The organism is Thermodesulfovibrio sp. 3907-1M (assembly GCF_040450955.1).
Lineage (GTDB): Bacteria > Nitrospirota > Thermodesulfovibrionia > Thermodesulfovibrionales > Thermodesulfovibrionaceae > Thermodesulfovibrio > Thermodesulfovibrio autotrophicus.
Genome location: NZ_CP144373.1, coordinates 1,062,581 through 1,081,908 on the forward strand (window position 1 = coordinate 1,062,581; position 19,328 = coordinate 1,081,908).

The 19,328-nt window shown below is 37.8% G+C and carries 17 protein-coding genes and 1 rRNA gene; 16 read left to right on the forward strand and 2 right to left on the reverse strand.

All coding sequences use genetic code 11. From position 1 onward, the window contains the following. The first annotated feature begins 25 nt into the window (after window positions 1-25). The 16 genes from cysS (at window position 26) to V4D30_RS05570 (ending at window position 17,511) form a co-directional block, all read left to right on the forward strand. A complete protein-coding gene (gene cysS, locus V4D30_RS05495) occupies window positions 26-1,489 on the forward strand; it encodes a cysteine--tRNA ligase (protein ID WP_353683318.1) in 1,464 nt (487 codons plus the stop codon). Then, the gene (gene rlmB / locus V4D30_RS05500) at window positions 1,471-2,214 is read left to right on the forward strand and encodes a 23S rRNA (guanosine(2251)-2'-O)-methyltransferase RlmB (protein WP_353683319.1); all 744 of its coding nucleotides are present in this window, start codon (window positions 1,471-1,473) and stop codon (window positions 2,212-2,214) included. Before cysS ends, rlmB begins: the two co-directional genes overlap by 19 nt. After that, the gene (locus V4D30_RS05505) at window positions 2,211-4,580 is read left to right on the forward strand and encodes a heavy metal translocating P-type ATPase (RefSeq protein ID WP_353683320.1); all 2,370 of its coding nucleotides are present in this window, start codon (window positions 2,211-2,213) and stop codon (window positions 4,578-4,580) included. The genes rlmB and V4D30_RS05505 overlap by 4 nt, the downstream gene beginning before the upstream one ends. A 37-nt stretch (window positions 4,581-4,617) precedes the next feature. Continuing rightward, window positions 4,618-5,391 carry an undecaprenyl-diphosphate phosphatase gene (locus V4D30_RS05510; protein WP_353683321.1) on the forward strand — a complete coding sequence of 258 codons (774 nt, stop codon included), beginning with the start codon at window positions 4,618-4,620 and terminating at the stop codon, window positions 5,389-5,391. Further along, window positions 5,391-7,457: a DNA translocase FtsK gene (locus tag V4D30_RS05515; RefSeq protein WP_353683322.1), complete on the forward strand. Its 2,067-nt coding sequence runs from the start codon at window positions 5,391-5,393 to the stop codon at window positions 7,455-7,457. The genes V4D30_RS05510 and V4D30_RS05515 overlap by 1 nt, the downstream gene beginning before the upstream one ends. Before the next feature lie 39 nt (window positions 7,458-7,496). After that, window positions 7,497-7,613 (forward strand): 5S ribosomal RNA (gene rrf, locus V4D30_RS05520). A gap of 604 nt (window positions 7,614-8,217) precedes the next feature. Beyond that, a complete protein-coding gene (locus V4D30_RS05525) occupies window positions 8,218-8,421 on the forward strand; it encodes a cold-shock protein (RefSeq protein ID WP_353683323.1) in 204 nt (67 codons plus the stop codon). A gap of 46 nt (window positions 8,422-8,467) precedes the next feature. Beyond that, the gene (gene lipA / locus V4D30_RS05530) at window positions 8,468-9,328 is read left to right on the forward strand and encodes a lipoyl synthase (RefSeq protein ID WP_353683324.1); all 861 of its coding nucleotides are present in this window, start codon (window positions 8,468-8,470) and stop codon (window positions 9,326-9,328) included. After that, entirely contained in the window at window positions 9,315-10,466 is a 1,152-nt protein-coding gene (locus V4D30_RS05535; protein WP_353683325.1) for an iron-containing alcohol dehydrogenase, read from the forward strand. The genes lipA and V4D30_RS05535 overlap by 14 nt, the downstream gene beginning before the upstream one ends. Before the next feature lie 21 nt (window positions 10,467-10,487). Beyond that, on the forward strand, window positions 10,488-11,696 hold the full coding sequence (gene alaC / locus V4D30_RS05540; RefSeq protein ID WP_353683326.1) for an alanine transaminase: 1,209 nt from the start codon (window positions 10,488-10,490) through the stop codon (window positions 11,694-11,696). A gap of 9 nt (window positions 11,697-11,705) precedes the next feature. Then, entirely contained in the window at window positions 11,706-12,983 is a 1,278-nt protein-coding gene (locus V4D30_RS05545; protein WP_353683327.1) for a homoserine dehydrogenase, read from the forward strand. Further along, on the forward strand, window positions 12,983-13,744 hold the full coding sequence (locus V4D30_RS05550; protein ID WP_353683328.1) for a HesA/MoeB/ThiF family protein: 762 nt from the start codon (window positions 12,983-12,985) through the stop codon (window positions 13,742-13,744). Before V4D30_RS05545 ends, V4D30_RS05550 begins: the two co-directional genes overlap by 1 nt. Continuing rightward, window positions 13,741-14,145, forward strand: a complete 405-nt coding sequence (locus tag V4D30_RS05555) for a M67 family metallopeptidase (protein ID WP_353683329.1) — start codon at window positions 13,741-13,743, stop codon at window positions 14,143-14,145. The genes V4D30_RS05550 and V4D30_RS05555 overlap by 4 nt, the downstream gene beginning before the upstream one ends. After that, the gene (locus V4D30_RS05560) at window positions 14,142-15,923 is read left to right on the forward strand and encodes a PBP1A family penicillin-binding protein (RefSeq protein ID WP_353683330.1); all 1,782 of its coding nucleotides are present in this window, start codon (window positions 14,142-14,144) and stop codon (window positions 15,921-15,923) included. The genes V4D30_RS05555 and V4D30_RS05560 overlap by 4 nt, the downstream gene beginning before the upstream one ends. Window positions 15,924-15,926: 3 nt before the next feature. Then, window positions 15,927-16,697 carry an AAA family ATPase gene (locus V4D30_RS05565; RefSeq protein WP_353683331.1) on the forward strand — a complete coding sequence of 257 codons (771 nt, stop codon included), beginning with the start codon at window positions 15,927-15,929 and terminating at the stop codon, window positions 16,695-16,697. Next, the gene (locus tag V4D30_RS05570) at window positions 16,678-17,511 is read left to right on the forward strand and encodes a ParB/RepB/Spo0J family partition protein (RefSeq protein WP_353683332.1); all 834 of its coding nucleotides are present in this window, start codon (window positions 16,678-16,680) and stop codon (window positions 17,509-17,511) included. Before V4D30_RS05565 ends, V4D30_RS05570 begins: the two co-directional genes overlap by 20 nt. 19 nt (window positions 17,512-17,530) lie before the next feature. Here V4D30_RS05570 and kdsA read toward each other — a convergent pair whose 3' ends face one another. Both kdsA and V4D30_RS05580 read right to left on the reverse strand, forming a co-directional pair. Further along, window positions 17,531-18,343 (reverse strand): 3-deoxy-8-phosphooctulonate synthase, encoded by an 813-nt coding sequence (gene kdsA, locus V4D30_RS05575; RefSeq protein WP_353683333.1) that lies wholly within the window; start codon window positions 18,341-18,343, stop codon window positions 17,531-17,533. Continuing rightward, a complete protein-coding gene (locus V4D30_RS05580) occupies window positions 18,343-19,320 on the reverse strand; it encodes a hypothetical protein (protein WP_353683334.1) in 978 nt (325 codons plus the stop codon). The genes kdsA and V4D30_RS05580 overlap by 1 nt, the downstream gene beginning before the upstream one ends. Between the last annotated feature and the right edge of the window lie 8 nt (window positions 19,321-19,328).

The following is a 19,328-nucleotide window of genomic DNA, read 5'->3' on the forward strand; positions in this document are numbered from 1 at the left end:
GTTAAAATAAAGTCTGGAGGATAAAATGAAAGTTTTTAACACTCTTACTGGAAGACTTGAGGAGTTTGAGCCTATTAATAACAGAAAAGTAGGCATCTATGCCTGTGGAGTTACTGTTTATGACCTCTGTCACATTGGTCATGCAAGAAGTGCTGTTGTTTTTGATGTAATTGTGAGATATCTCAGATACCTTGGGTATGATGTAAAGTTCGTGAGAAACTTTACTGACATTGATGACAAAATCATAAACAGAGCCAATAAAGAAGGTGTAAGCTGGAAAGAGATTGCAGAAAAATATACTGAAGAATACTACAAAGACATGGATCGCTTAGGAATAGCAAGGGCGGATATTGAACCAAAGGCAACAGAACATATAAAGGAGATGATAGAGATAATTCAAAAGCTAATTGAAAAGGGTTATGCCTATCAAGTAGATGAAGGTGATGCAAAGAGTGTCTATTTTTCCGTTGAGAGATTTCCTTCCTATGGAAAACTCTCAAAGAAAAAGATTGACGAGCTCATGAGCGGTGCCAGAGTGGAGGTTGATGAAAGAAAAAAGAGCCCCCTTGACTTTGCCTTATGGAAGGCATCAAAACCTGGAGAACCCTGGTGGGACTCGCCCTGGGGTAAAGGCAGACCTGGCTGGCACATTGAGTGCTCTGCCATGTCAATAAAGTATCTCGGTGAAACCCTTGATATTCACGGTGGTGGTGTGGATTTAATATTCCCTCACCATGAAAATGAAATTGCCCAATCTGAGGCATTTACAGGAAAAACATTTGCCAAATACTGGATTCACAATGGCTTTGTAACGATGAATAAAGAAAAGATGTCAAAATCACTTGGAAATGTTCTCAATATCAGGGATTTGCTTGAAATCTATGACGCGGAAGCTTTAAGGCTTTTTCTTCTCTCAAGTCATTACCGCAGTCCCATAGAGTTTGCCCATGAATATGTAAAAGAGGCTGAAGCAACCCTTGATAGAGTTTACAGCACAATGATGAGAATTGAAGATTTGATAGCTTCGGATTCACCTAAGGACGAAAACAACCAGGATTTTAAAAGAATTCAATCAGAGTTTGAAAATCTTAAATCAGAGTTTGAAAAAGCAATGGATGAAGATTTCAATACCGCAAGGGCAGTGGCAGTAATATTTGAATTTATTAAAGAGCTGAATCGGTTCATGGATAAAAAACCATCCGGTAAAGAAGAAGTAAATCTGCTTTTTAATTCAAAAAAAATCATAAGAGAGCTCGGTAGTGTCCTAAATTTATTTCAAAGGGAGCCAATTCAGTGGTACAGGGATCTGCTTAAAATTAAGAAAATTGAGATTACAGAAGATGAGATTAATAGACTCATAGAGGAGAGAACTCAGGCAAGAAAAAACAAAGACTGGCAGAGGGCTGACAGCATAAGGGAAGAACTTTTTTCAAAAGGAATTATTCTTGAAGACAAACCTGGCAAAACAATATGGAAAGTAAAAATTTAATGTATATCTATGGTGTAAATCCTGTCCTTGAGGCTTTAAAAGTTCCACAGGCTCTAAAAGAGATTTATATAGCAAAAAAAAGAGTTTCAAAGCTTAAAGAACTAATTGAGCTTGCTGAGAAAAATTTAATTTCTGTGAAAATAGTTGATGAAGCATTTATTGAGAGAATTTCACAGGGGGTACACCAGGGAGTAGTTGCAAAGATAAAACCAAAGAAAACAATAACGCTTGATGAGGCTTTAAATATTCCATTACATAAAAATGAGCCTGCCTTTTTCTTGATTATTGATTTAATTGAAGATCCCCAGAATTTTGGAACTATCTCAAGAGTTGCCGATGCAGCAGGCGTTCACGCAATAATTTATCAGCAAAGACGCTCTGCTGGATTGGTTCCCTCTGCATGGAAAGCCTCAGCCGGAGCTCTCTGGCATGTCAATCTTGTGGAAATCAACAACATTAAATATGCGATAAGGGCTTTAAAGGAGCATAACATTAAAATCTACGGTGCTGAGGCAAAGGCAGAAAAGCTTTATTGGAAGAGCGATTTTACTCAGCCAATGGCTTTAGTGGTGGGTTCTGAAGGAAAAGGAATAAGACAGACAGTGCTTTCTCTGTGTGACGAAGTGTTAAAAATTCCAATGAAAGGTAAGATAAATTCATTAAATGTTTCTGTTGCAGTAGGCTTATTTGCTTTTGAGGTTCTAAAACAGAGAGAAACTTTATGAATAAAACAGTTGAAATACCAATCAAGGGAATGACATGCGCTGCCTGTGCTCAGGCTGTAAGCAGAGCATTAAGCAAAGTAGAAGGAGTCATCAGCGCAGAGGTAAATCTTCTTACTGAAAAAGCAAAGATTGAAGCAACTGATAGGGTTGACATTCACAGATTAATCAGCATTGTAAGAGCAACTGGATATGATATAGGACAGAGTAGTCTTTATTTACAGATAACAGAGCTTGACAGTGACACTGCAAGACTGATTGAAGAGAAACTGTCTCAGATTGAAGGAATGGTGGATGTAAAAACAGATGTGGTAAGTAAAAATGCTGTTTTATCATATATTCCCACAATCGTTGATGAGGAAAAGATTTTATCCATCGTAAAATCCCTTGGCATAAAGGCAAAAAAATATGCTGATACAGTATCCGCCTTTGAAGAAAAGAAGAAAGAGTTTGAAAGACTAAAAAGAGACTTTTTGATAAGCTTTATCTTTGCATTGCCTGTTTTTCTTGGAAGCATGTTTCATATACCCGTTTTACGGGAGGGCTTTGTTCAGCTTGTTCTAACTACTCCTGTTCAATTCATTACTGGATGGAGATTTCACAGGCTTGCATTCACTGCCCTTAGACACGGCACAGCAAACATGAATAGCCTCGTAAGTCTTGGAACAAATGCTGCCTACTTTTATAGCCTTGCAATGTTAGTTTTCGGGCATGAGGTTGCGCATCTTTACTTTGAAACCTCTGCTGTGATAATAACTCTCATACTTTTTGGAAGAACCCTTGAAGAAAGGGCAAAAACAAAAACATCTGATGCCATTCAAAAACTCATTCAGATGCAACCAAAGACTGCACTGGTATTAAGGGATGGTAAAGAGACGGAAATACCGATTGAGGAAGTAAAGATTGGTGACCTGGTAGTGGTCAGACAATCAGAAAAAATTCCTGTTGATGGAGTTATTACGGCGGGTTCATGTTCCATAGATGAATCAATGATAACAGGAGAGCCAATCCCGGTGGATAAAAATGCTGGAGATAAAGTAATAGGTGGCACAATAGTTCTTTCCGGGGTAATAAAAGTTGAAGCAAAGGCAGTGGGGAAAGAGTCTTTGCTCAGCCAGATAATTAAACTCATACAGGAAGCACAGACAGGGAAGCCTCCTGTTCAGAGGCTTGCAGATAAAATATCAGCAATATTTGTTCCGGCTGTTTTATCAGTGGCAATCATAACTTTTGCATTGTGGATGATTTTTGGCAAAGATACTTCAATGGCTTTAAGTAATGCCATAGCTGTGCTTATAATTGCCTGTCCCTGCGCACTTGGACTTGCAACACCAACTGCAATAATGGTTTCAACAGGTATGGCAGCATCAATGGGAATACTTATGAGAAATGTTGAAAAACTTGAAGAGGTAAACAAGATACAGATTCTATTTACCGATAAAACAGGCACACTCACTCAGGGAAAACCTGAAGTTAACAGGGTTCAATACTTTGATATGCCTGAAAATGAAGTCTTAAGAGTTGTTGGCAGTGCTGAAAAATACTCTGAACATCCTCTTGCCAGAGCCATTTTAAGACACTGTATGAGACAAGGAGTTAATTTAGAAGAGCCAGTAGAGTTTCAGGTAGTTGCAGGTGGAGGAGTTAGTGCAAAGGTAAGGGATTCAAAGGGCATGGAAAGGAATGTTTTAATTGGAAGTGGCAAGTTAATAGAAAAGAATAAGATCCCTCTGCCAGAAACATCTCCTGATACAGCTACTACTGTTTATGCCTCAGTTGATGGTAAGGTGCAGGCAGTTTTTTATATCACTGATCCCGTAAGAGAAGAGACTCCTGAAACAATAAAGGAACTTAAAAAAATGGGCATTGAAATAGTCATTCTTACAGGAGATAATCCACTGACAGCCCGTGCAATTTCTGAAAAGTTGGAAATAGACCATTACTTTGCAGGTTTGCTTCCAGATGAAAAGGCAAAAATCGTAAGGAAGTACAGAGTTGAAGAAAGAAAAATCGTTGGAATGATAGGAGATGGAATAAATGATGCTCCAGCTCTTGCTGAGGCAAATATAGGTATTGCAATGGGAGGCGGAACAGATATAGCAGTACATACAGCGGATGTAACACTTATGAGAGGTGGATTAAAAGGGGTGCCATCTCTGATAAAACTGAGCAAACTCACTCTTAAAACAATCAAAGAAAACCTCTTTTGGGCATTCATTTACAATGTGATTGGCATTCCGGTAGCAGCAGGAGTCTTATATTTATTTGGCGGACCACTTCTTAATCCAATGCTTGCTTCTCTGGCAATGTCCTTAAGCTCAGTCTCGGTGGTAAGTAATTCGCTTAGATTGAGAAGGAGAAAGATTTAAAATATCATTGAATAAAGAATAAAGTTAGGAGGAAAAGGTGGAGGAAATCATTAAAGCTGTTATTCTTGGAGTTATTCAGGGAATTACAGAGTTTTTACCTGTAAGCAGCACTGCCCATCTCGTTATTACGCCATGGATTTTTGGATGGAAGGGTGAATTGAACTCTCTAAGCTTTGACATAGCTGTTCATGTGGGTACTTTAATCTCGCTTCTTTTCTGCTTCTGGAAAGACTGGATTGATATATTTTTCAGGGATAGGAAAATGCTTTTTTATCTCATAGTGGGAACAATTCCTGCTGGGCTGGTAGGTGTTGCTTTTCATGATTTGATAGAGAGTTCTTTGAGAAATCCTTTAATTATTGTTTTTACCCTTGTAGCCGTAGGATTTTTAATGCTTTATGCAGAAAAAGCAGGAAAAAGGAAGCGAGACTCTGTAACACTTTCCGATGCATTGTTTATTGGTGGAGCTCAGGCAATAGCTTTGATTCCCGGAGTTTCCCGCTCAGGAATTACAATTACTGCAGGTTTATTCAGAGGCTTGAAGAGAGATTATGCTGCAAAGTTTTCCTTTTTGCTGTCAACTCCTGCAATTGCAGGTGCTGCATTCCTTGATTTTCATAAATCATTAAAAATGGGCTACTCTCATGATTATTCCATTTTCATTGTGGCAGTTTCCTCAGCAGCAATCACAGGTATTTTAGCAATAAAGTTTTTACTTGGCTTTCTGAAAAAATATCCTCTGAATCTTTTTGTCTACTACAGATGGCTTTTAGCAGGAGTCATTTTTCTGTTATATTTTCTTAGAAGCTAATGCGGGTTAAACCAGTATATAGAAAACCAAAGAAAAATTCTTCAGTTGTGAAAACCGAAGCAAATACAACATTTTCTCACAGTTCAGGAGCTTCAGACATACTTAAAGGAGTTTTATTCATAGCTTCTGCAGTTTATATTTTTGTCAGCCTTATTAGTTATAATTTTCTTGACCCCTCTTTATTAACCTATACAAAGTCAGGTTCTACAAACTATGGAGGAGTAGTGGGCTCTTATTTGTCTGACTTTTTACTCAGCATATTTGGAACGGGAAGTTTTTTAATTCCTCTTTTGCTTGCTTTGTTTGGAATAAGAATGTTCATGGGAAAAACATTTTCCATGAAGAAAATGCCTTATTTTCTGATTCTTCTTTTTTCATTATCTATTATGCTTGAACCTTTAAGAAAATTCATTGAAGTTTATAAAAAACTTCCTGAAGGATTCTCATGGATAGCTTTTCAAGGAAGTGAAAAATTTTTATCAGTTACAGGAACTTATATTTTATGGATGTCTGTTTTAATAGCCTCAGTTATTTTAATTAAACCTGAGATAATAACAAGAAAAAAGACAGAAACTGATGAAGAATCTACTGTTCAGAGGGAAATAAAGGTGCTCACTGTATCAAAACCAGAAGAACCAGTTAAAACTTCTGTTAAAGTTTCAAAAACCACACAGGGCTTTCTTATTCCACCACTTTCTTTACTTAAGATTGAAAAAACAGAGGAAACTGTTTCAAAGGATGAAATAATAGCATCTGCCCAGAGCATTGAGGCAAGATTTGCAGAATTCGGCATTCATGGCACAATAAAAGAAGTTCATCCAGGTCCTGTTGTAACAATGTATGAGTTTGAGCCAGCAAGTGGAATAAAGCTAAGCAGGATAATTACCCTTAGTGACGAACTTGCTCTTTCCCTTAAAGCTCAAAGTATAAGAATATATCCAATTCCTGGAAGGTCAGCCATAGGCATTGAAGTTCCTAATAGGAAAAGGCAGATTGTAAGATTGGGTGAGATTATTGCTTCGGAAAAGTTTCAGCAGTCCTCATCTTATCTAACCCTTGCTCTTGGAAAAGACATATATGGAGTCCCTGTTATAACTGACCTTGCAAGGATGCCCCATCTTCTCGTTGCTGGTGCAACTGGTTCTGGTAAAAGTGTATGCCTGAATACGATGATTTTAAGCCTTCTAATGAAGGCAACACCTCAAGATGTAAGACTTTTACTCATTGATCCAAAACTTCTTGAGCTTTCAACCTATGAAAACATTCCCCATCTGATGTCACCTGTTATAACAGACCCTAAGGAAGCATCAGAGGCATTAAAGAAGGTTATTGTTGAAATGGAGCGTAGATACAAACTCTTTGCATCAAGGGGATTCAGAAATATAGAAAGCTTTAACAACTCAGTGTCCGTTGATGAAAAAGTTCCTTATATTGTTGTATTCATTGATGAGTTTGCAGACCTTATGTTTACAGCACCAACAGAGGTTGAACAGGCTGTGACCCGTATTGCCCAGATGGCAAGAGCATCAGGAATTCATCTTGTTGTGGCAACCCAGAGGCCCAGCGTGGATGTAATAACTGGCATCATAAAAGCAAACTTTCCTGCAAGAATTGCTTTTCAGGTTACATCCAGGGTTGATTCCAGAACAATACTTGATACGCAGGGCGCAGAGAAGCTTCTTGGAATGGGTGACATGCTTTTTATGGTTTCAGGTGTGAAGATAATCAGGGTTCACGGTGCCTATGTAAGTGAGGAGGAAGTAAAATCAGTGACTGAATATCTTCGCAGTCAGGGTAGTCCGGATTACTCCCTTTTTGAATCAATTCAACTTCCTCAGGATAAGAAGGATAATGGTAAAACAAATGGAGCAGAAAGGGATGAACTTTATCAGGAAGTTATTGAATACGCTCGTCAGTCTGGAGAGATTTCAATCTCTCTTATTCAGCGAAAATTCAAAATAGGCTATAATCGGGCTGCAAGAATAATGGATTTACTTGAAGAAGACGGACTTGTAGGTCCACCTCAGGGTGCTGGAAAACCGAGAAAGTTTTTAGGTAAATTTTAGCTTGCATTTTTTATAAACTCTGTGCTATTATAAAAATTGTCTGGTGGCTATACCGGAGGGGAAACACCCGTTCCCATTCCGAACACGGAAGTTAAGCCCTCCAGGGCCGATGATACTATGACCGCGAGGTCATGGGAAAGTAGGTCGCTGCCAGGCATTTTTTATTTATAAATGTTCTATCCATTAAATTCCCACTTTGTGCTTCCGAACTTTTTTCTCTTTTATTTTTTATTCTGAGCCATTTACCAGTATTTCCGAGCCTTCAATTTGTCATTCCGAGCCTTTTTCCTTTGTCATTCCGAGCCTTTTCCTTTGTCATTCCGAGGCTTTTCCTTTGTCATTCCGAGCGCAAGCGAGGAATCTCCTCCTTGTAATAGAGATTGCCACGCCCGACTCCGTCGGGCTCGCAATGACAGAAAAGAAGGGTCATTCCGAGCCTGCTCATACTTTGTCATTCCGAGCGTTAGCGAGGAATCTCCTTTGTTTTTTTCGGCATTGAAAGACTCAGAGATTCCTCGGGTGAAATGCTACCCTCGGAATGACAAAAAGAGAAGTTCTGGATGACAGGAAGAGAGACCCTCGGAATGACAATAAAAGAGCTCGGTATGACAATCCCTTCTGTTATTCCATTGGCAAGTTCAGATGTAAAAATTTTTCTTTACTTTTTATAATAGAGCATGTTATAAAAGATTAGCTTTGCATTTTGCAAGCCTTTAGTACCTGCCATTGGTGGGGAGATTAAAAGGAGGTTTTAAGAAGTATGGCTTTTGAAGGACGTGTTAAGTGGTTTAACGAGTCAAAGGGATTCGGGTTCATTCAGCAGGATGGCGGACAGGATGTCTTTGTCCATTACACCTCAATTAAGGGTGATGGATTTAAGACCCTGAAACAGGGTGACAGAGTGAGATTTGATGTTGTTGAAGGAGATCGTGGACCTAAAGCAGTTAATGTAGAAAAAATCTGACAACCCAAGGGACCCCCAGACAGGGTCCCTTCCATACACTTTCCCTATGCCTCTTCCAGAATGGGTTAAAACCCAGCTTAAAGAAATCAAAAAAACACAAAACTTTTTAAAAAATCGCAGATTAAACACTGTCTGTGAAACATTGAGATGTCCAAACAGAAGTATTTGTTATAAAGACTCAATTGTTACTTTTATGATTCTTGGTGATGTTTGCACAAGAGGATGTAAATTCTGTAATGCAGAGAAAGGAATTCCTGAAAAAATTGACCCTGAAGAACCTTTCAGGGTTTCTCAGGCAGTTAAAGAATTGGGAATAAAATATGCTGTCATAACTTCACCAACAAGAGATGATCTTAAAGATGGTGGAGCAAGTCATTTTGCAGTAACCGTGGCGGAAATTAAAAAAATCAATCCTCATGTTCTGATAGAAGTTCTTGTTCCCGACTTTCAGGGGAATATAAATTCCATAAGAAAAGTTTTAAGTTCTGATATTGTAGTTTTTGCCCATAACATTGAAACAGTGCCGTCCCTTTATGGCAAGGTAAGACAGGGTAATTACAACCGTTCATTAAAAATTCTGGAAGTGGTAAAAACGCTGAATTCAAAGATAATTACAAAATCAGGATTCATGGTTGGAGTTGGCGAAAGCATGGAAGAAATATTTCAGACAATAAAAGATTTAAACAATGCTGGTTGTGACATTATTACAGTTGGGCAGTATCTTCAACCTTCAAAAAAAGCTTTACCTGTAGTAGAATATAAAAGAATGGAAGTATTTGATGAGATTGCTAATTTTGCTCTAAAAGAAGGTATAAAAGTTGTTTTAAGTGCTCCATTGATAAGGAGTTCTACACGAGCTTATGAAGCCTATAAGGCAGTAAAGGAGGGTAGATATGGAAAACTTTGAGTTTTTTAATTCTACAAGGATACTGTTTGGCAGAGCAACGGAGAATAAAATCGGTGAAATTCTTAAGAAAGACAGAATTAAAAAGGTCGTCTTTGTTTATGGGAAGGAATCGATTAAGAAAATTGGGCTTTATGAAAGGGTTGTCAAGGCATTGAAGGACAACGGGATTGAATTTGTTGAACACAGTGGAGTAAAGCCAAATCCTGTGCTCAGTCATACAAGAGAGGGAATTGAAAAAGCTAAAGCAGAAAAAGTAGATGCCATACTTGCAGTTGGTGGAGGTTCTGTTATTGACGAAGGTAAAACAATTGCAGTAGGAGCAAAAAGCAAAAAGGATGTGTGGAGATTTTTTAAAAGGCAGGATGAGATAAAAGGAGCACTACCTGTTTACACAATTTTGACTCTTGCTGCAACAGGAACAGAAATGAATGAAAATGCTGTAATCACCAATGAAGAAACTAAGGAGAAACTCTCAATCTCATCAAGGTACATATATCCCAGGGTTTCAATTCTCAACCCTGAATTAACTTTCAGTGTTTCTGCCACATATCAGGCATATGCAGCAGTAGATGCTATTGCCCATGTAATAGAGTACTATTTCAGTGGTTCTTACTGTCCGATGATTCAAAATAGATTTATTGAAGGATTAATTAAAACAGTCATGGATACTACAGAGAGCATTCTTAAAGAGCCTTACAATTACAATGCCCGTGCAGAGTTTATGTGGGCTGCAACTCTTGCTTTAAATGGTCTTGCAAAATTAGGAATAAAAGGAGGAAGCTTTCCAAACCACATGATTGCCCATGCATTGGGTGGTATTTATGACCTTGCCCATGGTGCTTGCCTGAGCATTGTCATTCCAGCATGGATGAAATGGTACAAAGATAAAAATCCTGCACAGTTTGAGAGATTTGCCAGAGAGATATTTAATAAAGAAACAGCTGATGAAGGAGTTTCAGAGCTTAAGGCATGGTTTAAAAAAATCGGTGCACCTGTGAGCTTAAAGGATGCAGGGATAGAGGAGTCTCATATTTCAAAAATTGTTGAAAATGCTTATAACATTGCTGAAGTATGGCAGATGAATGATGTTTACACAAAAGAGGTATTGACAGAAATAATAAAAAATGCAAATTATTAAATAAAAAACGGAGGGATAAAAATGTTTGATTTTCCAAGAATTAAAAGACTGCCTCCCTATGTATTTGCAGTTGTAAATCAGTTAAAAACCGAGTTAAGAAGAAAAGGTGAAGATATTATAGACCTTGGGATGGGAAATCCTGATTTGCCAACTCCCAGGCATATTGTTGAAAAGCTTTGTGAAGCAGCAAAACTTCCAAAAAATCATAGATATTCAGCATCAAGAGGCATTACACAGCTCAGATGTGCTATCTCAGAGTGGTATAAAAGAAGGTTTGATGTGGATATAGACCCTGAGACAGAAGCAGTTGTTACAATTGGCTCAAAAGAGGGCTTAAGCCACTTACTTTTAGCAGCAGTTCAACCGGGTGATGTGGTGCTTACTCCTTCTCCTGCCTATCCAATTCATCCATACGGTGCAATTATTGCAGGTGGAGATGTAAGAACCTTTAGCGTTTGCCCATGCATGGATTTTTTTGAAGAGCTTGAAAGAGCCTATAAAAATTCCTGGCCCAGACCGAAGATTTTGATAATTAATTTTCCCCACAACCCAACAACAGCAGTGGTGGAAAACCTCGAGTTTTTCAGAAAAGTTGTTGATTTTGCTAAAGAAAACAACATTATGGTTATACACGATTTTGCCTATGCTGACCTGGTTTTTGATGATTACAAAGCTCCAAGCTTTCTTCAAGTTCCTGGTGCAAAGGATGTGGGAGTAGAGTTTTTCTCTATGACTAAAAGTTATTCAATGGCTGGCTGGAGAGTGGGATTCTGTGTTGGTAATAAAGAGATTGTTGGAGCACTTACCAAGATAAAGAGCTATCTTGATTATGGAATGTTCCAGCCAATTCAGATTGCTTCAATTGTGGCATTAAGGGGACCTCAGGACTGTGTGGAGGAGATAAGAAAGACCTATGAGAGAAGAAGAAATGTTCTCATAAGAGGATTGAATCAAGCAGGCTGGAAAGTTGAACCTCCAAAGGCAACAATGTTCGTATGGGCTGAGATTCCAGAGCCTTTTAAGAAAATGGGTTCTTTAGAGTTTGCCAAATTTTTAATAAATGAGGCAAAGGTTGCAGTATCTCCAGGCATAGGTTTTGGTGAAGGAGGCGAAGGTTTTGTCCGATTTGCTCTTGTTGAGAATGAACACAGAATAAGGCAGGCTTGCAAGGGTATTAAAAGAGCATTAAATCTTATGCCTCAAATAAAGAAAATTAGAAAAGTTGGATAAGGAGGCAGAATGAAACAGGTTAAAGTTGGGATTATTGGTTTTGGCACTGTTGGCACAGGAACAGTAAAAATACTTCTCAATAAAAGAGATTTAATTAAAAAAAGGACAGGTATAGATCTGGTTTTAAAAAAAGTTGCTGATAAGAATATTGAAAAACCAAGAGAGATATCTCTACCAAAGGAGCTTTTGACTACAGATGCAGGTGAAATCATAAGGGATCCTGAAATTGATATAGTTGTTGAACTTGTAGGTGGCACTACTGTAGCAAAGGAATTTATTATGGAAGCTTTAAAAAATGGAAAACATGTGGTAACAGCAAATAAGGCTTTATTAGCAGAACATGGAAATGAGATATTCAGAGAAGCTTTTGAAAGAGGATTAAAAATTGGTTTTGAAGCCTCTGTTGGAGGAGGAATTCCAATTATAAAGGTGATGAAGGAAGGACTTGTGGCAAACAAGATGCTTGCCATTTATGGAATAATTAATGGAACTACCAATTTTATTCTTACAAAGATGACTGATGAAGGGATTGATTTTCAGGATGCCTTAAGACAGGCACAAACTCTCGGGTTTGCTGAGGCAGACCCCACCCTTGATATTGAAGGAATTGACTCTGCCCATAAAATAACCATACTTGCTTCATTAGCCTATGGAATTCCTTTTAGCTTTGACAGGGTATATTGTGAAGGTATTACAAAGATAACTGCACAGGATATAGCCTTTGCAAGGGAATTCGGATATAAAATCAAACTTCTTGCGATAGCGAAAATTCTTAATGGAGAAATTGAGCTAAGGGTGCATCCCACAATGGTGCCGGAGCATTATTTGATTTCCAAGGTTGATGGTGTTTTCAATGCCATATATGTAGAAGGAGACAGTGTAGGCTCAACTCTTTATTATGGAAGAGGTGCAGGAAGCATGCCCACAGGAAGTGCTGTTGTGGCAGATATTGTGGATATAGCAAAGGGTGTTAATACAATGCCTCTTGATTTTTCAGAAAAATACAGCATTAAGCCAATGGAAGAAATAGAAAGCATGTATTATTTCAGGTTTACTGCGCTGGATCGTCCTGGAGTTCTTTCAAAGATTTCAGGGGTTTTTGGAGAGCACAACATAAGCATTGCCTCTGTTATTCAGAAAGGAAGAGCACAGGGTGCTGTTCCTCTTGTGATTTTGACGCATAAAGCCAGAGAAAAAGATGTTCTTCAAGCACTGGAAAAAATTGATAAATTACCAGTTGTTTCTGACAAAAGCGTATTCATAAGGGTTGAGGGAGAAGAAGCTTAGTGGTCACTGCCAGGCTAAGCTCAGGGGAGCAAATACTCAGCAGACTAAATTTATTAAGATATGACCGCCAGATTATACTTCCTCAAATTGGAGTTGAAGGACAGAGAAAACTTAGAGAATCAAAGGTTTTAATAATCGGTGCAGGTGGACTTGGAAGTGTGGTAGCTTACTGGCTTGCATGCTCTGGCATCGGTTATATTGGAATTATTGATCCTGACACAGTGCAGCTGAGCAATCTTCAGCGTCAGATTCTTCACAATGAAGAACATATTGGCATGCCAAAGGTGATCTCAGCGATGATAACTCTTAGAAAAATTAACAGCGAGATTGAGATTCTTCCTTATCCAGATGAGATTTACAAAAAGAATGCTCTGGATTATATAAAATCTTATGATGTTGTTGTTGCTTGTCCTGATAATTTTAAGACAAGAAAAATACTTAATGATGCCTGTTTTAAAATGAGCAAACCCCTTGTAATTGGTGCAGTATCAGAGTTTGAAGGGCAGGTTTTTGATATAATTCCTCCTTATGGACCATGCTATAATTGCATATTTGAAGAGGCAGAGGATGAAAAAACCTCCAGAGGAATTTTAGCGCCAGTAGCAGGAGTAATTGGTTCAATTCAGGCTGTAGAAGCAATAAAAATCTTGATTGGTTTTGGAGAGCTTTTGCATGGCAGGATGATTATTTATAATGCCCTGAATGGAGTCTTCAGGGATGTAAAATTTTCAAAAAATCCATCCTGCAGAATCTGTAAATGAAAATCAAAAAACAAGTCTTTGATGAGATGATACAGCACTGTAAGTCCTGTTTTCCCTATGAAGCCTGTGGAATTATTGGAGGGAAAAATGACATGGCAACAGAAATTTATAAAATAAAAAATACAGAAGCTTCTTCTGTGAGCTACTTTATGGAGCCAGAAGAGCAGCTAAAGGCAATGAAGGATATGAAAAGTAAAGGACTTGATATGATCGCTATATTTCATAGTCATCCCTTTGGCTCTGCCTATCCGTCCAGCAAAGATATAGAGCTGTCTTTTTATGATGTTTACCATGTGATAATTGCTCTTAATCCTTATGGGGATAATCTTATCTTTGAAGCAAAATGTTTTAAGATAAAAGATGGAAAAGTTTATGAGGAAGAATTAATTATTGAGCAATGAAAGCAAAAATATTGTATACTGCCATTTTTTTCTTTCTTTTTCTCATTGGTGCATTTGCAGGCTATATATACTGGCTTTTTTCAGATTTGCCAGATGTAAAAGCCTTAGAGGGTTATAGACCTCTGGAAGCATCTATTGTTTATTCCTCTGATGGTCAGGTTCTTACAGAGTTTTTCTATGAGAGAAGAAAGTTCGTTCCCCATTATGAAATCCCTGATCTGATAAAAAAAGCCTTTGTTGCTGCAGAGGATGTAAGATTTTATAAGCACCCTGGAGTTGATGTTATTGGGATAATGCGTGCTCTTTACAGAGATATTAAAGCTGGTGGGATTGTTGAAGGAGGAAGCACAATCACACAGCAACTTGCAAAGATGCTGTTTTTAAAACCAGAAAAAAGCATTACAAGAAAGTTAAAGGAGGCAATACTTTCAATACAGATTGAGAAAAAATACACAAAGGATGAAATACTTGGACTCTACTTAAATCAAGCTTATTTTGGAAATAGAGCCTATGGGATAGCAGCTGCAGCAGAGGCTTATTTTGGAAAGTCATATAAAGATTTAAATACTGCTGAGATTGCATTACTTGCTTCTTTGCCCAAGGCTCCTTCAGCCTTTAATCCTTTTAGAAAGCCTGAAGTAGCATTAAAAAGAAGAAACATTGTTTTACAGAAAATGCTGCAAGAAGGATTTATCTCTAAAGAGCAGTACAATGAAGCATTGAAAGAACCTCTTCCAGAACATCCTCACTGGAGGCGATTTGAAGCTCCTTACTTTGTTGAAACTTTAAGGCAGGAGCTTGAGGCAAAGTATGGAGAGAGACTTTATAAAGATGGCTTAAGAATATATTCAACCATTGATTATGCTCTACAGAAAAAGGCAGAAGAAGCTGTAAAAAAGGGATTAACGGAAATTCATAAAAGAGTTAAACCTTCTGTGCAGGCAGCATTGATTGCCCTTGACCTTAAAACAGGTTATGTAAGAGCTCTGGTAGGAGGAAATGATTTCTGGGAGACCCAGTACAACAGAGTATTTTCTGTGCGACAGCCTGGAAGTGCTTTTAAACCCTTTGTTTATGCTACAGCTCTTATGGAAGGGTGGAGTCCTGATGACACAATTCTTGATACTCCCGTGAGCTTTCCAGGAGCAGTTCAGGGAAAAAGCTGGAGTCCAAGAAACTACAATAACGAATATTATGGTGAGGTTACACTTCGTAAAGCAATTGCTCTTTCCTTAAATTCAGCCACTGTTAGATTAGCCTCTCAGGTGGGTATTAAAAAAGTTGTTGAATTTGCCCAGGAGTGTGGTTTAACAACAAAAATTCATCCCTATCTATCTACTGCCCTTGGTGCCTCTGATGTTAAACCCATAGAACTTACAGCAGCCTATTCAGTTTTTGCCACAGGTAAAAAAATAAAGCCAATTTTTTATGAAAAAATCACTGACCATAATGGTGTCACAATTGAAGAAAATAAACCAGAGATAGAAACAATACTGCCAGAGGAAATAGTAGAGCAGATGAGAGAGCTATTGAGAGAAGTTGTTCTTTCAGGAACTGCTCAGAGAGCAAAGGAGATTGGAAGAGAAGTTTATGGAAAAACCGGGACAACCAATGATTTTTCCGATGCATGGTTTGTTGGATTTGATGATAATTTACTGGTTGGCGTATGGGTAGGAAGGGACAATCACAAGCCAATTGGACCAAAAGAAGCAGGGGCAAAAGCAGCCCTTCCAATATGGATAGATTTTATGAAAGAAGCAGGGCAAATGTTAAAATAAAATGTGGGTAAAATAATAGCAATAGCAAATCAGAAGGGTGGGGTTGGAAAGACCACTACAGCTTTAAATCTGGGTGCCTGTCTCAGTATTGAGGGCAAAAAAGTTCTTTTAGTAGATTCAGACCCTCAGGGAAATTTAACCACAGGTGCAGGAATAGACAGGCAGAAACTTAACTTTAGCCTTTATGACTTATATATTAATTCACATTCTGCTGAAACTGTAAAAATCAGTACAGCCTTTGAAAATCTCTGGATAATTCCATCAACAATAGACCTTGTGGGAGTTGAAGTAGAGCTTGTTCAGAAATCCAATAGAGAGTTTATATTAAAAAATGCCTTAGCTTCAATAACTTCAGATTTTGACTATATTTTTATTGATGCACCTCCATCACTGGGATTATTGACGCTTAACTGCCTTGTGGCAGCTAACTCACTTTTAATTCCTGTGCAATGTGAGTATTATGCTCTTGAAGGATTAGGATTGCTTATGAGGACAGTGGAACTTGTGAAAGGCAAACTAAATCCTGAGCTTAAAATTGAAGGGATTTTGCTTACCATGTTTGATGTAAGAAATACTCTTTCAAGACAGGTGGCTGAAGAAGTAAGGCGTTTTTTTGGTAAAAAAGTTTATAATACAATGATACCAAGAAATGTTACGCTGGCAGAGGCTCCAAGTCATGGAAAGCCTGCTGTTTTTTATGATATAAAATCAAAGGGTTCACAGAGTTATATAAGTTTTGCCATGGAGTTTTTAAATGAAGAAAGCGCTCGGTAAGGGACTTGATGCTTTAATTCCAAAAAAAGAAGAAACACTTCTTGAGATTGAAATAGAACGAATAATACCAGGTGAAGCTCAACCAAGAACAGATTTTAATGAGGAATCCTTAAAGGAACTTGCTCAATCTATCAAGGAAAAGGGAATTATTCAACCCATTGTTGTATCCCGTGTTGGTGATGGAACTTTCAGAATAATTGCTGGAGAAAGGAGATGGAGAGCAGCAAAAATTGCAGGAGTTGAAAAAATTCCAGCTGTTATAAAAGATGTTTCTCCTTCGGAAGCTGTGGAAATTGCATTAATTGAAAATATTCAGAGAGAAGACCTTGATCCTGTTGAAACAGCTTCTGCTTTTGAAAGGCTTCTTAAAGAGTTTAACATTACGCAGGAAGAGCTTTCAAAAAGAGTTGGAAAAGACAGAGCAACAATTGCAAATTATTTGAGAATTCTAAGACTTCCTGATGAAGTAAGACAGCATCTTAAAAATGGAACAATAACAATGGGGCATGCAAAGGCAATTCTTTCAGTTGAAGACTCTCAGAAACAGATACAAATCACAAATATGGTTATAAAAAAGTCATTGTCAGTAAGGCAGACTGAAGAGCTTGTAAAAAAAATAGATAAACAAAAGCCTCCAAGAAAGATTGTTCCAGAAATAGCAGAACTTGAGGATAAACTTACTTCAGAACTGGGCTATAAAGTTAAAATTTTACACAAGGGCAAAAAAGGTAAACTACAAATATTTTACAACTCCCTTGATGAACTTGATGGTATTGTTCAGAGAATATTTAGAAAATCTTTCCTGGATTTATAAATCCATTGGCATCAAGTTTTTAAAACTTTTTTACTGTGTTATGAATTTCAATGAGGGTTTTGAGAAGCTCATTGAAATCTCTAAGAGGAAGCATGTTCGGACCATCGCATAAAGCTCTGTCAGGCTCTGGATGGACTTCAAAGAACAATCCGTCAACTCCACAGGCAACAGCTGCCCGAGAAAGATAAGGAATAAACTCTCTCTGCCCTGATGAGCATGTTCCAGCCCCCCCTGGGAGCTGAACTGAATGCGTTGCATCAAAAACCACAGGCACACCCATTGAGCGAATTATTGGAAAACTGCGGAAATCAACGATTAGATTATTATAGCCAAAACTTGTCCCTCTTTCTGTAATGATTATTTTTTTGTTCCCCGTAGATTCAATCTTTTCAATTATATTTTTCACATCCCATGGAGCAAGAAACTGTCCTTTTTTTACATTTATAGGTTTTCCAGTTTTTCCTGCCTGCAGAATCATGTCTGTCTGTCTGCATAAAAAGGCAGGAATCTGAATAACGTCAAGGACATCTTTAACGATTTTTATCTCTTCCACTGAATGAGCATCGCTCAGAATTGGTAGATCAAATTCTTCTTTCACTTTCTTTAATATTTCAAGCCCCTTTCTTATACCAGGACCTCTGTAAGACTTTATTGATGACCGATTGGCTTTATCATAGGAAGATTTAAATATTAACGGAATCTTCAAGCTTTGAGTAATTTCCTTTAGTTTCTCAGCAGTTTTAAATAATATTTCTTCAGTCTCTATAACACAGGGACCTGCTATGACAAACAGTTCGTCTCTTTTTATTTCAATGTTACCAATAGAAAACATTATTTTTTCTGCTGTAATTCAAAAGCCTTTTTAGCTGCCTCTGCAGCCTGTTTTGCCTCTTCTGCAGCCTTTCTTGCTTCCTGAGCAGCTTTTTTTGCCTCCTCTATCTCTTTTCCAGTTTCTTTTTTCTCCTCTTTTGTTTCAATTGTTTTCATTATAGAGGGAGTTGTTGCCAGTTTATAATTTTTTTCATCTGCTGAAGGGCTACCCCAATCACTAATTTTTACAATATAACCGGAGTTTTTATCACATATCCATAGTTTTCCATCAATCCATACCATTGCTGAAGGAGAAGAAACATAACGAGAATTTGTTATGTCTTCAATGACTCTTCCAGTTATAGTATCTAATCTTACGATTTTTACATTATCCGATGAATCAGATGGAAGAGCAGGATTTATAATTCCAGCGACTATCAAATATTTTCCATCCCATGCTAAAGCAGTAGGATAGCTAACAGGTGAGAGATATTCTTCAATTACTGAGCCATCTTCTGTAGTTATTTTAAATATCTTTCCTCTTTTAGGGTCAGCAATCCAGAGAAATTGTCCATCAAATGTCATGTCTTCAGGATAGATTTTGTTTAATTGAATCATCTTAACTGTTTCTCCCTGGGGAGTCAGTTTAATAAGTCTTTTATTCGCTGCATCTGCTGCCCATATGAAGCCGGTATCTGCTCTTTTCTGCCATGCAAGTCCTGTTATATATGGTGGATTTTCCTTTGATGTTATTGTTATTGGGTAGTTATTTAGAAAATAGTGACCCTCATATCCTATGAAAGAGCCGGCAGTAGCTGTATCTATGTTTTCTAAAAAAACAATTATGCCTTCCTTTGCAATTATAATATTTTTACCATCCCATGCAATTGCTGATGGAGCCGTAGGAACAGTCTCTCCAACTCCCGCAATATCTGTTTTTACCTGCTGTGTACATCCAATAGCAAAAACTATAAGTATTGCTAAAAATAATCTTCCCATTTTTAACC